A 12,883-nucleotide genomic window follows, 5' to 3' on the forward strand; every position below is an offset into this window, starting at 1 on the left:
GAACTGCCCCATGAACGACAAGAAAATTCCGCGCGTCGACCTGCCGCCCGATGTGCGGCTCGACACGCTGGCCGTGCGTGAAGGCCTGCCGAATTCGCCCTGGGGCGAGAACTCCGAGGCGCTGTTCCTGACGAGCAGTTTCGTTCACCCCGATGCCGCAACAGCGGCGGCGCGTTTCGCCAACGAGGAAGAGGCCTTCGTCTACACCCGCTTCACCAATCCGACGGTGATGATGATGGAGCGCCGCCTCGCCGCGATGGAGGGCACCGAGGCCTGCATTGCAACCTCCAGCGGCATGGCGGCGATCCTGCTGCTCGTGATGGGCCTGCTCAAGGCCGGTGACCATGTCGTCTGCTCGCAAAGCGTGTTCGGCTCGACGATCAAGCTGCTGGCCGGCGAGTTCGGCAAGTTCGGCGTCGAGACCAGCTTCGTGTCGCAGACCGACGTCAGTGAATGGCGCAAGGCCATGAAGCCCAACACCAAGCTGCTGTTCGCCGAGACGCCCAGCAACCCGTTGACCGAGATCTGCGACATCCGGGCTCTGGCCGACATCGCCCACAACGCGAGTGCACTGCTGGCGGTGGACAACTGTTTCTGTTCGCCGGCGCTGCAACAGCCGGCCAAGCTGGGCGCCGACCTGATCATCCATTCGGGCACCAAGTACCTCGACGGCCAGGGTCGCGTGATCGCCGGCGCGTTGTGCGCGAGCGAAGCGCTGGTGAACGACAAGTTCGTGCCCGTGATGCGCAGTGCGGGCATGTCGCTGTCGCCGTTCAACGCGTGGGTGGTGCTGAAGGGGCTGGAGACGCTGTCGATCCGCATGCAGGCGCAAAGTGCCCGCGCGCTGCAATTGGCGCAATGGCTCGAAGCGCATCCGGCGGTCGAGCGTGTCTACCATCCCTGGCTCGCCTCGCATCCGCAGCATGAACTGGCGCTGCGCCAGCAGAGCGCAGGTGGTGCGGTCGTGTCCTTCGTCGTGCGTAGCCAGCAAGCCGCTGGCGCTGCGCTTGCGCGCAGGAATGCCTTTGCGGTGGTGGACGCCACGCGCATCTGCTCGATCACGGCCAATCTCGGCGACACGAAGACCACCATCACCCATCCGGCCAGCACCTCGCACGGCCGCCTGACCGAGGAGCAGCGCCTGGCCGCCGGCATCACGCAGGGCATGCTTCGCGTGGCGGTCGGACTGGAAGACCTGGAAGACCTGAAGGCCGACCTCGCACGCGGCCTGGACCCCCTCGCATGACGATTCGCAAAGTACGCACCCGCATCGCTCCGTCGCCGACCGGCTTCCTGCATCTCGGCACCGCGCGCACCGCGCTGTATTCATGGGCCTACGCTCGCCACCATGGCGGTGAACTCGTGCTGCGCATCGAGGACACCGACGTCGCGCGCTCGACCCAGGATTCCGTCGACCAGATCCTGGCCTCGATGAAATGGCTGGGTCTCGATTTCGACGAAGGGCCGATCTACCAGATGCAACGGCTGGCGCGCTACCAGGAGGTGGTCGATCGCCTGATCGAGCAGGGCAAGGCCTACCGCTGCTATTGCACGCCGGAGGAACTCGACGCGATGCGCGAAGAGCAGAAGGCGCGCGGCGAGAAGACACGCTACGACGGCCGCTGGCGCCCCGAGTCCGGCAAGCTGCTGCCGCCGCCTCCCGAGGGCGTGAAACCGGTCGTGCGCTTTCGCAATCCGCTCGACGGCGACGTGACCTGGGACGATCTCGTGAAGGGGCCGATCACCATCAACAATCGCGAGATCGACGACCTGATCATTCTGCGGCCTGACGGCGTGCCGACCTACAACTTCGCGGTGGTCGTCGACGACTGGGACATGGGCATCACCCACGTGTTTCGGGGTGACGAGCACGTCAACAACACGCCGTGGCAGATCAACATCTTCCATGCGCTCGGCGCACCGCTGCCGCAGTTCGGCCATGTACCGGTGATCCTGGGCGACGACGGACTGAAGCTGTCGAAGCGCCGCGGCGCGGTCAGCGTGACGGCTTACGAAGAGGGCGGCTACCTGCCCGAGGCGATGTTGAACTATCTGGCCCGCCTCGGCTGGAGCCACGGGGACGACGAGTTGTTCACCCGCGAGCAACTGGTGGCGTGGTTCGACGGCTCGCATCTGTCGAAGAGCCCCGCACAGTGGGACCCGGCGAAGCTGTCGTGGGTCAATGCCCAGTATCTGAAGCAGGCGGACGACGAACGCCTGGCCCGGCTGGTCGCCGATCAGCTCAAGCAGCGCGGGCTCGATGCCGGCGGGCGGGCAGGCCGGCTGCCCGCGATGTGCACCTTGTTCAAGGACCGTTGCAGCACGACGGTCGAGTTGGCCGACTGGTTGTCGATGTACTTCGCGCCGGTGCACCCCGGCGAGCAGGACTTGGCCGGCCACGTGACCGATGCGGTCCGGCCGGCGCTCGCCTCGCTGGCGGCCAGGCTCGAAACCTGTGACTGGACCAAGGCGGCCATCAGCCAGTGCATCAAGGAAACCATCGCGGAACACGGCCTCAAGATGCCGCAACTCGCGATTCCCGTGCGTGTGCTGGTGTGCGGGCGCGCCCAGACGCCGTCGGTCGATGCGGTGCTTGAGCTGTTCGACCGCGAGACGGTGGTCGGCCGCTTGCATCGTCGATAAAAAGCGTTATATACTCTCGGTCTCGCTTGAACGGCGCGAAACCCGGCAAAAAGCTCACGAGCTTGGCGCACGAACAGACAAGTTCACGGGGGTATAGCTCAGCTGGGAGAGCGCTTGCATGGCATGCAAGAGGTCAGCGGTTCGATCCCGCTTACCTCCACCACGATTCACAAGATCCGGTGGCGCGCGGTTCAGGAAGTACGAAGATTTAAGTCCCCTTCGTCTAGAGGCCTAGGACACGACCCTTTCACGGTTGTAACAGGGGTTCGAATCCCCTAGGGGACGCCAAGTTTGGCAAGGCTTGCGCCAAGAACCAGAGTTCGAAGCGGAAACTTGCTGCCACGCGGAGTGGTAGTTCAGTTGGTTAGAATACCGGCCTGTCACGCCGGGGGTCGCGGGTTCGAGTCCCGTCCACTCCGCCAAGTTCGAAAGCCGTTGCATCCACCAGGTTGCAACGGCTTTTCCGTTTCTGACGACTGCCCGGGACGAGTGGCCTCATCATGGCGCAATGGACACCTTGCGTTCAGACCTTCCCCCGCAGGGCAGCCTGCCGGGTTTCGATACGCCGTCGGATCTGTTCGATCTCGACGGCGCGGACGAAGTCCGCGGGCATCGCAAAGGCTACCTGCTGTTTTTTGCGATCTTTCCCGACGCAGCGGATGCACACCGTATCGCGGCGGCCGCCTCGGATATGCGCATCGGTCATGGTTTGAACGGCTCCTTGTTGTTGCCCGAGCGCCTGCACCTCACGTTGCACGCCGTCGCCTCGTTCAGCACTCTCGTGCCGCGGTTCATCGTCGATGCTGCCTGCGCGGCAGCGCGCAGCGTGGCCTGCGCTCCGCTGTCTGTCACCTTCGACCGTGCCATGAGCTTCGCCGGCAGCAAGGCCTTCGTTCTGCGCAGCGATGCGGCCAGCGATCAAGGCATCGCCTACTTGAGGCACTCCTTGACTGTGGCATTGCGGCGGGCCGGGCTTCGTCCGCGAGCGTCACACACTCCTCACATGACGCTGCTCTATGACACGCGACGCATCCCTGAGCACGGCATTGAACCGATGCGCTGGACGGCGACGCGCTACGCGCTGATCCTCAGTCATGTCGGCGCGACCCACCACCAATGGGTCGATCAGTGGCCCCTCGATGGAAGGGCCTGATCAGTCGCCCTTCAGGCGCTTCTCGAGTTCGCGTTTGCTCTCTTGCCGCTCGGCCGAACGGCTCTTGCGATGCGCCCCTGCCTTACGCTGGGCTGCCGCAGGCACCAGTGGGTTGCGCGGCTTCGGCGTCGGGATGCGCAGCTTGTGCTTGCGGGCAGAGGTCACTTCGGCTCGGCCCGGTACTGCTCGATCACCGCGGCGGCGGTGCGGAAGCCTTCGATCGCGGCGGGGAAACCGCAGTAGACCGCGCTGTGCAGCAGGATCTCCTTCAGCTCGTTCACGGTCACGCCGTTGTTCAGTGCGCCGCGCAGATGGCCTTCGAGTTCCTTGTGCTTGCCGAGCGCCACCAGCATCGCAACGGTCAGCATGCTGCGGGTTTTCAGCGGCAGGCCTTCACGGGTCCACACGGTGCCCCAGGCAAACGCGGTCACGAGTTCCTGCAGCTCGGCCTGGAAGTCCCCGGCGTTGTTCAACGAACGCTCGACGTGGGCGTCGCCGAGCACCTTGCGGCGTACTTCCAGGCCCGGCCCGAAGACGTCGGCGATGGGCGTGCAGGGTTCGAAGGGAAGGGGGGTTGGGTCCTGGCTCATGGCAATGCTGGCGCGCCGAGTGCTGAAAATCGCGCGATTCTCGCTCAACGGCTCGTTGGCGATACCGGCGTTGCCGGCACAACTGTTTTGCGCGGCCGCGGCAGCAGACCCGTGGCAAGGGCGGTGCCGAGCAGGATCACCACGCTGCCGATGATCATGGCGAGCGTGACGCCTTCGTCGAGGAACAGCCAGCCCCACAGCACGGCAAAAGCGGGAATCAGGAAGGTCACCGCGATGGCATTGGCCGGCCCGACGCGCGATATCAGACGGAAGAACAGGATGTAGGCGACGCCTGTACACAGCAGGGCCAGCGCGATCGTCGCGCCCCACGCCTTTGGCGATGGCATCTCGGCGGGCCACCACAACACGGCCGGCACGGCCAGGAACAGCGCAGCCGAGAGCTGCGTGCCAGTGGCCACCGCAAGCGACGGCACGCCGGAGAGGAAGCGTTTGATGTAGCTGGCCGACAGCCCGTAGCACAAGGTCGCCGCCAGGCAGGCGACGACGGCCCAACCGGTCGACGCGGCGCCGGGCTTGAAGCTGGCCTTGTCCCACGCCAGCCACAGCACGCCGGCAAAGCCGATCGCAAGACCGGCAGCACGCCATCGGGTCGGCTGATCTTTCAGCCACCACCAGGCGATCAGCGCGCCGAACAGCGGGGTCGTTGCATTGAAGATGGACGACAGACCCGCCGTGATCGACAGCGCGGCATAGCTGAAGCACAGGAAGGGCAGCCCGCTGGTGAGCAGGCCGGCTATCGCCAGGTGCCCCGCATGGCCGCGCAAGACGTGCAATTGCCCGTGCAGGCCCAGCACGGGCAGCAGGAACAGGGCGGCCCCCGTCACACGCACGGCCGACAGCGCGACCGGACCGAACTCGCCCGCGCCCAGGCGCATGAACAGGAAAGAGGCGCCCCAGATGGCGGCCAGCAGCAGAAGGTCGGAGAGGTCTCGGGTTTTCATGAATTCATTCAAATGGCGAGCACGCCTTCGAGACGCAGCAGCGCGGCCTTGCGTTCCAGGCCGCCGGCATAGCCCGTCAGGCTGCCGCCGCTGCCGATGATGCGGTGGCACGGCACGATGATGGACACCGGGTTGCGCCCCACGGCGGCACCGACGGCGCGCGTCGCGGTGATGGAACGGACCTGCTCGGCGATGCGCCGGTACGTGAGCGTAGCGCCCAGCGGCACTTCCAGCAGAGCCAGCCATACATTGCGCTGAAAACCCGTGCCGAGCAAGTCGAGCGGGACCGCGAACTCCCGGCGCTGCCCGCGCCAGTACTCGTCCAGCTCGTGCGCGGTCTGCTGCAGCAGCGGGTCGTCGTCGGCCACTGGGGCGTCGAGCGTGCCGGGATGGTCCTTCTGGCCCTCGAACCACAGACCGGCCAAGCCTTGGGCGGTGCGGGCCAGCAGGATGTTGCCGAGCGGCGAGTCGATATGGCGTTGGGCGATGTACGGACGGGGCGTCATGGCGTGATGGGGGCCGGTGTAGTAGGGGCCGCGCCCAGTGAGCCCCACAACCGCAGCACGGCATAGGAGCGCCACGGGCGCCAGGCCTGCGAACGCTGCTCGGCGTCACGTGGATTGCAATCCATGGCCTTCAGCACGGCGACGTCGCGTGGCGGAAACGCATCGGGCCAGGCCAGCGCCCGCATGGCAATGTAGTGGGCTGTCCAGGGACCGATACCGGGCAGCGATTCGAGCAGCGCGATGGTAGCGCTCGCGGGGCTTGCGCTGTTGAAGCGGGCTTGCAACACATCCCACTGCTGTGCGAGCGCGAGAATGGCTGCACAACGCTGGCGCAGGATGCCGAGCGTACCGAGGTTGGACGGTGCCAAGGCCGCCAGCCGTGCCGGCGACGGGAACGACCGCGACACCAGCCCGGGCCATGGCGTGGCGATCGGTTCGCCGTACGCGTCGACCAGCCGAGTGGCCAGTGTGCGGGCCGCTGCCACCGTGACCTGCTGGCCGAGCACGGCGCGGACGGCGAGCTCAAACGCGTCGAGCGAGCCTGGCAGCCGCGTGCCGGCACCCGGTAGCTCGTGCAACGCCTGCTCGATGACATCAGGCATCGCGTCGAGATCGAGCCAGCGGCGCACTGCGCGGATCAGCGCTGCGCTCGAATCGGCGAATTGCGGGGCCAGTTGCACCTGCACCAGAGGCTTGCCCTCGACAAAACGCACCTGCAGCCAGCCGCTCGCCTCGCGCCCGGGCGGTCCGACGCGCAGACTGCGCCGGATGCCGGGTGCACTGCCTTCCACCTCCACGTGCTCCACGCCGGGGATCGCACGTTGCGCCAGAAAGCGCAGCATCGCGTGCCGGTCATAGGGCTCTCGATAGGCCAGCTGCAGCGTCAGCGCCTCGGCTGACGGTGTGCGAGGGCCGGCGCGCCGGCGCAGCGCGGTCGGGTTGAGGCGGTAGCGCTCGATGAAAGCGGCATTGAAGCGCCGCAGGCTGCCGAAACCGCTGGCGAGTGCGACCTGCGTGATGGGCAGGGTGGTATCGGTCAGCAGTTGCTTCGCGAGCAGCAGGCGGCGGGTCTGCAGGTATTGCAGCGGTGTCACGCCGTGTTCGGTCGCGAAGATCCGGCGCAGGTGCCGATCGGTGATGCCGAGCGTGCGGGCCAGCGCCTGAATGCTCGTGTCGCCGCGGACGTCGGCATGTCGATCGAGCCAGGCGGCGGCCTGGTGCGCGAGCGTGCGCGACGCGTCCATCACCGACCAGGCGATGCCACCGCCCGGTGCAATCTCCGGGCGGCACTTCAGGCACGGCCGGAACGCCGCGGCCTCGGCCTGTGCGGCACTCGCGAAGAACCGGCAGTTCTCACGTCGCGGCGTGCGCACCCGGCAAATCGGGCGGCAGTACACGCCGGTCGAGGTGACGCCGACGAACAGCACGCCGTCGAAACGGGCGTCGTGGGCTTTGAGCGCGAGGTAAGCGGCGTCGGCGTCGAACATGGGGACCATTATCGGCAGTGGCGGTCCCGGTACTGGCCGTTTTCGGACATGTGGCCCACGGCTTGCGTGGACACTCGCTGCCCGTGCCGTCACGTAAACGGCCGGACACAAGCGGCCCGGAGGGCGTCCCTACAATCTTGTGCACACAGGCAGTTCAACAAAGGGAGTGCTATTCATGAAAGTTGCAGCATCGATCTTCAAGGCCTACGACGTGCGTGGCATCGTCGGGCAGACGCTGGATGTCGCCGTGGCCGAGCACCTCGGCCGTGCATTTGGCACCGAGGCGCGTGCGCTCGGCGAGACGACCGTCGCGGTCGGCCGTGACGGCCGGCTGTCCGGGCCGTCGCTGTCGGCTGCGTTGATCATGGGGCTGCGCAGCACCGGGTGCGACGTGATCGAGCTGGGCCCGGTGACGACACCGATGACTTATTACGTGGCCTCGACGCGCTGCCGGTCCGGCATCCAGGTGACTGGCAGCCACAATCCCAAGGACTACAACGGCTTCAAGATGGTGCTGGCCGGCCGCGCGATCTACGGCGATGAGATCCAGGGCCTGCGCCGCCGCATCGAGGAAGAGGACTACACCAGCGGCGCCGGCGGGCTGATGCAGCTCGACGTGCTGAAGGAATACAGCGACCGTATCACCGGCGACGCGAAGCTGGCGCGGCCGATGAAGATCGTGATCGACTCCGGCAACGGCATCCCTGGCGCCTCGGCTCCCGGCATCCTGCGTGCGCTTGGCAGCGACGTGACCGACCTCTACTCGGAGGTCGACGGCGACTTTCCGAACCATCACCCTGATCCGTCCAAGCCCGAGAACCTGGCCGACCTGATCCGCACAGTGAAGGAAACCGGCGCCGAGCTCGGCCTGGCCTTCGACGGCGACGGTGATCGCCTCGGCGTGGTCACCCGCGACGGCAACGTGATCTACCCTGACCGTCAACTGATGCTGTTCGCACAGGACATCCTGGCGCGCAATCCTGGTGCGTCGGTGATCTATGACGTCAAGTGCACGCAGCGTCTGGCGCCGGCGATTCGTGACGCCGGTGGCGTGCCGGTGATGTGGAAGACCGGGCATTCGCTGGTGAAGGCCAAGCTGAAGGAGATCGATGCACCGATCGCCGGCGAGATGAGCGGCCACATCTTCTTCAAGGAGCGCTGGTACGGCTTCGACGACGCCACCTATACGGCAGCACGTCTGCTCGAGATCCTGTCGCGCCACGCCGACCCGAGCGCGGTGCTCGACGGGCTGCCGACCAGCTTCAGCACGCCCGAACTCAACGTGCCGTGCGCCGAAGGCGAGCATCACCAGGTGATCGAGCAACTGCGCCAGCGCATCGCCGGCGGTGCACGTTTTGAAGGCGCCAAGGAAATCATCACCATCGACGGCATTCGCGCCGAGTACGAAGACGGCTTCGGACTGGTGCGCGCGTCCAACACGACGCCGGTGCTGGTGTTGCGCTTCGAGGGGCACACGCCGCAGGCGCTGGAACGCATCGAGCTGGAATTCATGGCCGCGCTGCGGGCGGTGAAACCCGACGCTCAAGTGGGCGCGAGCGCGCACTGAAACCCGGCGCTGCGGGCGCCCGGCTTTCGTAGACAATCGCCCGGTGCGCCAACGTCCTGTCACATCGGTGCCCCTTGTCGGGGCGCCCGTTCCCCCTCCCGGCCCTCGCCTGAGCGAGGGGGGCCTGCCTTGAGCGCGATGCGCCGGGGCGTGGCGCGTCATGCCTATTCGCTGCTGCTGTCGGTGCTGAAACCGGCCTATCTTTTCAAGCTGTGGTGGCGCGGCCGCGATGAGCCGCTGTACCGGCATGCCGTCCTCGAGCGCCTGGGCGTCTATCGCCACCAGCGCTCGGAAGGGTGGGTATGGATCCATGCGGTATCCCTGGGCGAGACCCGGGCGGCTGCCAGCCTGGTCGAAGCACTGCGCGAGCAACTGCCCGGCATGCAACTGCTGCTGACGCATGGCACCGCCACCGGGCGCGAGGCCGGGCGCGCCCTGCTGCGCCCGGGCGATGCGCAGGCCTGGCTGCCGTACGACACCCCTTCGGTCGTCAGACGCTTCTTCGCGCAGTTCCGCCCGCGCGCCGGCGTGCTGATGGAAACGGAGGTGTGGCCCAATCTGCTGCATGCCGCCCACGCGGCGAGCGTGCCCATGGTGCTGGCCAATGCCCGCCTGAGCGAAAAAAGCCTGCGACAGGCGAAGCGCCTCGAAGCGGTGATGCGCCCGGCCATCGATACGCTCGCGATGGTGCTGGCGCAGACGCCGGACGATGCAACCCGGTTGCGCGAAGCCGGTGCGATCAACGTCGAGGTGTGCGGCAACTTGAAGTTCGACATGACGCCTGCACCCCAGTTGCTCGCGCTCGGGCGCAGCTGGCGCAGGGCGGTGTCGCCGCGGCCGGTGGTGTTGGCTGCGAGCACCCGCGAAGGCGAGGAAGAGCCGCTGCTGGCCGCCTGGCGCGCACGGGCCTCTCCTCGCCCGCTGCTGCTGCTGGTGCCGCGTCATCCGCAGCGCTTCGACGAGGTCGCGGCGATGGTGCGCAACGCCGGCCTGCGGGCCGTTCGGCGCAGCGAATCGAAGAACCCGCCTGCTGAAGAGGTAGACGTCTGGCTGGGGGACTCGATCGGCGAGATGCCGGCGTACTACGCGGCCGCCGATGTGGCGCTGCTCGGGGGCAGCTTCGCGCCGTTGGGCGGGCAGAACCTGATCGAGGCGGCGGCTTGCGGTTGCCCGGTGGTGATGGGGCCACACACGTTCAACTTTGCCGAGGCGGCCGAGCTGTCGCTGGGGGCCGAAGCAGCGGTGCGCGCCGACGACCTGGCGGCGGCCGTGCCGCTGGCTTGCGGCCTGGCCGCTTCACCTGAACGCGAGGCGATGTCGCAGCGCTGCCTGGCCTTTGCGACAGCGCATCGCGGTGCGGCGCGCGCGATGGCACAACGCATCGCGGCGCTGGCCGAGCTTACGGCGTCAACAGCGAATTGATCGGCGCAAGATCGTCGGGCGCCAGTTGCCCGGCCACCTGGCGCAGGCGCAGGTTGCCGACCAGCACGTTGTAGCGCGCCTGCGCCAACTCGGTCTGCGTGTCGAACAGCTGCGTCTGGGCGTTCAGCACGTCGAGGTTGACCCGCACACCGACCTTGTAGCCGAGCTGCGTCGCTTCGAGCGCCAGCTTGCTCGACGACTCGGCGGCTTCAAGCGCCTTGACCTGGGCCAGGCCGGATTGCACGCCGGAGAAGGCCTGGCGCGTCGCCAGCGCCACGGCGCGCCGGGCGGCTTCGAGGTCGTTGCGAGACTTCTGTTCGAGCAGCAAGGTTTCTCGCACCCGGTTTTGCACCGAGAAGCCCGCGAACAGCGGCATCTTCAGTTCGATCCCGATGTTGGCGCTGCGGTAGGTGCCGGTTGGTTGCGTGGGTGATTCCGGGCTGTAACTGTTGCGGCTGCGGCCGACGCCGCCCACCAGGTCCACCGTCGGCAGGTGGCCGGCACGTGCTTTCTCGGTCTCGAGCTCCGCGATCTCGAGCGCAAGTTGCGCCTGCTGCACCGACGGCGATTGCTCGCTGCGCATCACCCATTCCTGTTCGTTCGCAGGCATCAGCGCGGGCAGCGTGACGGGGGCCGCCAGCGGGTGCGGGTCGACGTCGGTGCGGCCCACCAACTGGTTGAGGGCCGCCTGTGATGTCTGCAGGTTGTTCTGCGCGGCGATCTCCTGCGCCGTAGCGAGATCGAAGCGCGCCTGCGCTTCGCGTGTGTCGGTGATCGTTGCCGTGCCGACCTCGAAGTTGCGCTTGGCCGATGCCAGCTGCTCGGAGATCGCTGTCTTGTTCGACTGCGCCGAGGCCAGCGTGTCTCGGGCGGCGAGTACGTCGAAGTAGGCCTCGGCGACGCGCACGATGAGGTCCTGCTCGGCGTTGCGCAGTTCGGCCTGGGCGATCGCCAGCGAACGCTCGGCCTGCTCGATGCTCACACCGTTGGCACGGTTGAACAGCGGCTGCAAGGCGGAGATGCCCGCCTGACGGGTCGTGGTGTCGCGTTCGCCCACCGGTGACTTGCTTTCGTTGCGCTCTACAGTTGCCGACAGCCCGACGCTCGGCCGCCGCAGCGCATAGGCCTGCTCGGTCGCGTATTCGGCAGATTCCGCCTGTGCACGTGCTGCGAGGTAGGTGGCGTCGTAGCTGCGCGCCGCGTTGTACACGTCCACCAGCGTCTGTGCCTGCGCAAGGCCGGCTGCACCGAGCAGCGAGCCGAGGCCGATCGCGATCGAGAGCATCAGGCGGGTCGGCCGCAGGCGGGCGGGACGTGAGGAGGACTTCAGGGCGCGCTCGGACATGGTGCTTCCTTGTTGTTGGGTTCCGCTTCGGGCATGAGACTGCTTTAATAACGCGGCACGCCGGGGTCGATCTGTTCGGACCAGGCGTCGATGCCGCCCTGCAGGTTGATCACGTCTTCGTAGCCTTGCTGAACGAGGAAGTGCGCGACCTGCAGGCTGCGCATGCCATGGTGGCAAACGCAGATGACGAGGCGTTGCGCGTCAATCTCGGCCAGGCGGGCCGGAATCTCGCGCATCGGGATGTGCAGTGTCTCGGCCCCGGCCGAGCGGATGGCCGCCAGCGAGAACTCCCACGGTTCGCGTACGTCGAGCAACAGGGGCGCTGCACCGGCGTGGGCGGCGTCGATCAGTCGCGCGACGTCTTGTACGGACAACTCTCTGAGCATGTCGATGACCTAGTGCGCGTAGCGCTCGACGACCCGCGCATACCGAAGCTGGCCAAGCGGACGCCGCGGATCCGGCTCTGCCGGGCCGCTGGTGGCGCCCCCTTGAGGGGGAGCGCCGAAGGCGCTTCGGGGGTGGGTCATCAGAACTTGAATTTCGCAGGCTCGTCAAAGCCCTGCAGTCGGGGAGCGACGGTGTCGAATATCTCGACGGTGCGGAAAGCGCGCTCGTCGATGCGTGTGACGACGACGGCTCGCATGATCGGCTCCATGCCGACGATGGCCGCGAGCCGGCCGCCGACCTTCAACTGGTCCAGCAGCACCTGCGGCACGCTGGCGACCGAGCCGGAAGCGATGATCACGTCGAACGGGCCTTCGGCCTGCGCGCCGTTGGAGCCGTCGGCATGGCGCACGTCGGCGTTGACGACAGCCGCGCGCTTCAGGTTTTCCGAGGCGAGCTTCGCGAGATCGGGGTCGATCTCGAGCGTCAGCACGCGTTGCGCCTTGTGCGCGAGCAACGCGGCCATGTAGCCCGAGCCCGCGCCGATCTCCAGCACCTTCTCGTGCTTGTGCACGGCCAGTTCCTGCAGCAGCCGTGCCTCGACCTTGGGCTCCAGCATGCAGCGGCCCCTGGAGCCGCCGTCGATCAGCGGCACCGACAGGTCCATGAAGGCCCTGGCCCGATAGGCGGCGGGCACGAAGTCTTCACGCTTGACGACGGCCAGCAGCGACAGTACGGACTGATCCAACACGTCCCAGGTGCGGATCTGTTGTTCGATCATGTTGAAGCGAGCTTGTTCGATGTTCATGGCAGCCGTCCTGGCG

At 67.0% G+C, this 12,883-nt stretch carries 13 protein-coding genes and 3 tRNA genes; 8 read left to right on the top strand and 8 right to left on the bottom strand.

The annotated features are described in order from the left end of the window. The first annotated feature begins 10 nt into the window (after window positions 1-10). From M8A51_RS01570 to M8A51_RS01595, 6 genes are all read left to right on the top strand, one after another. The gene (locus M8A51_RS01570) at window positions 11-1,246 is read left to right on the top strand and encodes an O-succinylhomoserine sulfhydrylase (protein ID WP_251776360.1); all 1,236 of its coding nucleotides are present in this window, start codon (window positions 11-13) and stop codon (window positions 1,244-1,246) included. Continuing rightward, on the top strand, window positions 1,243-2,643 hold the full coding sequence (gene gltX, locus M8A51_RS01575) for a glutamate--tRNA ligase (RefSeq protein ID WP_251776361.1): 1,401 nt from the start codon (window positions 1,243-1,245) through the stop codon (window positions 2,641-2,643). The genes M8A51_RS01570 and gltX overlap by 4 nt, the downstream gene beginning before the upstream one ends. Before the next feature lie 87 nt (window positions 2,644-2,730). Beyond that, a tRNA-Ala gene (locus M8A51_RS01580) sits at window positions 2,731-2,806 on the top strand. Between the two features lie 49 nt (window positions 2,807-2,855). Then, window positions 2,856-2,931: transfer RNA gene (locus tag M8A51_RS01585), tRNA-Glu, on the top strand. Between the two features lie 57 nt (window positions 2,932-2,988). Further along, a tRNA-Asp gene (locus tag M8A51_RS01590) sits at window positions 2,989-3,065 on the top strand. Between the two features lie 86 nt (window positions 3,066-3,151). After that, window positions 3,152-3,796, top strand: coding sequence for a 2'-5' RNA ligase family protein (locus M8A51_RS01595; protein WP_251776362.1), 645 nt, complete (start codon window positions 3,152-3,154; stop codon window positions 3,794-3,796). Here M8A51_RS01595 and M8A51_RS01600 read toward each other — a convergent pair whose 3' ends face one another. The 5 genes from M8A51_RS01600 to M8A51_RS01620 are packed head-to-tail and all read right to left on the bottom strand — an operon-like array spanning window position 3,797 to window position 7,341. Continuing rightward, the gene (locus tag M8A51_RS01600; RefSeq protein WP_251776363.1) at window positions 3,797-3,961 is read right to left on the bottom strand and encodes a hypothetical protein; all 165 of its coding nucleotides are present in this window, start codon (window positions 3,959-3,961) and stop codon (window positions 3,797-3,799) included. Next, the gene (locus M8A51_RS01605) at window positions 3,958-4,386 is read right to left on the bottom strand and encodes a carboxymuconolactone decarboxylase family protein (RefSeq protein WP_251776364.1); all 429 of its coding nucleotides are present in this window, start codon (window positions 4,384-4,386) and stop codon (window positions 3,958-3,960) included. Before M8A51_RS01605 ends, M8A51_RS01600 begins: the two co-directional genes overlap by 4 nt. Window positions 4,387-4,430: 44 nt before the next feature. Then, the gene (locus M8A51_RS01610) at window positions 4,431-5,348 is read right to left on the bottom strand and encodes a DMT family transporter (protein ID WP_251776365.1); all 918 of its coding nucleotides are present in this window, start codon (window positions 5,346-5,348) and stop codon (window positions 4,431-4,433) included. A gap of 8 nt (window positions 5,349-5,356) precedes the next feature. Continuing rightward, window positions 5,357-5,854 (bottom strand): methylated-DNA--[protein]-cysteine S-methyltransferase, encoded by a 498-nt coding sequence (locus tag M8A51_RS01615; RefSeq protein WP_251776366.1) that lies wholly within the window; start codon window positions 5,852-5,854, stop codon window positions 5,357-5,359. Then, complete coding sequence (locus tag M8A51_RS01620) at window positions 5,851-7,341, bottom strand: Ada metal-binding domain-containing protein (protein WP_251776367.1); 1,491 nt, start codon at window positions 7,339-7,341, stop codon at window positions 5,851-5,853. The genes M8A51_RS01615 and M8A51_RS01620 overlap by 4 nt, the downstream gene beginning before the upstream one ends. 175 nt (window positions 7,342-7,516) lie before the next feature. Here M8A51_RS01620 and M8A51_RS01625 point away from each other — a divergent pair, with 175 nt between their 5' ends. Both M8A51_RS01625 and waaA read left to right on the top strand, forming a co-directional pair. Further along, window positions 7,517-8,908 carry a phosphomannomutase/phosphoglucomutase gene (locus M8A51_RS01625; RefSeq protein ID WP_251776368.1) on the top strand — a complete coding sequence of 464 codons (1,392 nt, stop codon included), beginning with the start codon at window positions 7,517-7,519 and terminating at the stop codon, window positions 8,906-8,908. A 138-nt stretch (window positions 8,909-9,046) separates the two neighbouring features. Continuing rightward, on the top strand, window positions 9,047-10,330 hold the full coding sequence (waaA, locus tag M8A51_RS01630) for a lipid IV(A) 3-deoxy-D-manno-octulosonic acid transferase (RefSeq protein WP_251776556.1): 1,284 nt from the start codon (window positions 9,047-9,049) through the stop codon (window positions 10,328-10,330). Here waaA and M8A51_RS01635 read toward each other — a convergent pair. The 3 genes from M8A51_RS01635 to M8A51_RS01645 form a co-directional block, all read right to left on the bottom strand. After that, window positions 10,308-11,675: a TolC family outer membrane protein gene (locus tag M8A51_RS01635; protein WP_251776369.1), complete on the bottom strand. Its 1,368-nt coding sequence runs from the start codon at window positions 11,673-11,675 to the stop codon at window positions 10,308-10,310. The genes waaA and M8A51_RS01635 overlap by 23 nt on opposite strands. 44 nt (window positions 11,676-11,719) lie before the next feature. Next, the gene (locus M8A51_RS01640; protein ID WP_251776370.1) at window positions 11,720-12,061 is read right to left on the bottom strand and encodes a rhodanese-like domain-containing protein; all 342 of its coding nucleotides are present in this window, start codon (window positions 12,059-12,061) and stop codon (window positions 11,720-11,722) included. A 140-nt stretch (window positions 12,062-12,201) separates the two neighbouring features. Then, window positions 12,202-12,867, bottom strand: a complete 666-nt coding sequence (locus M8A51_RS01645; RefSeq protein WP_251776371.1) for a protein-L-isoaspartate O-methyltransferase family protein — start codon at window positions 12,865-12,867, stop codon at window positions 12,202-12,204. Window positions 12,868-12,883 lie beyond the last annotated feature (16 nt).

The sequence above is a fragment of the Caldimonas mangrovi genome, from assembly GCF_023721835.1.
GTDB lineage: Bacteria > Pseudomonadota > Gammaproteobacteria > Burkholderiales > Burkholderiaceae_C > Caldimonas > Caldimonas mangrovi.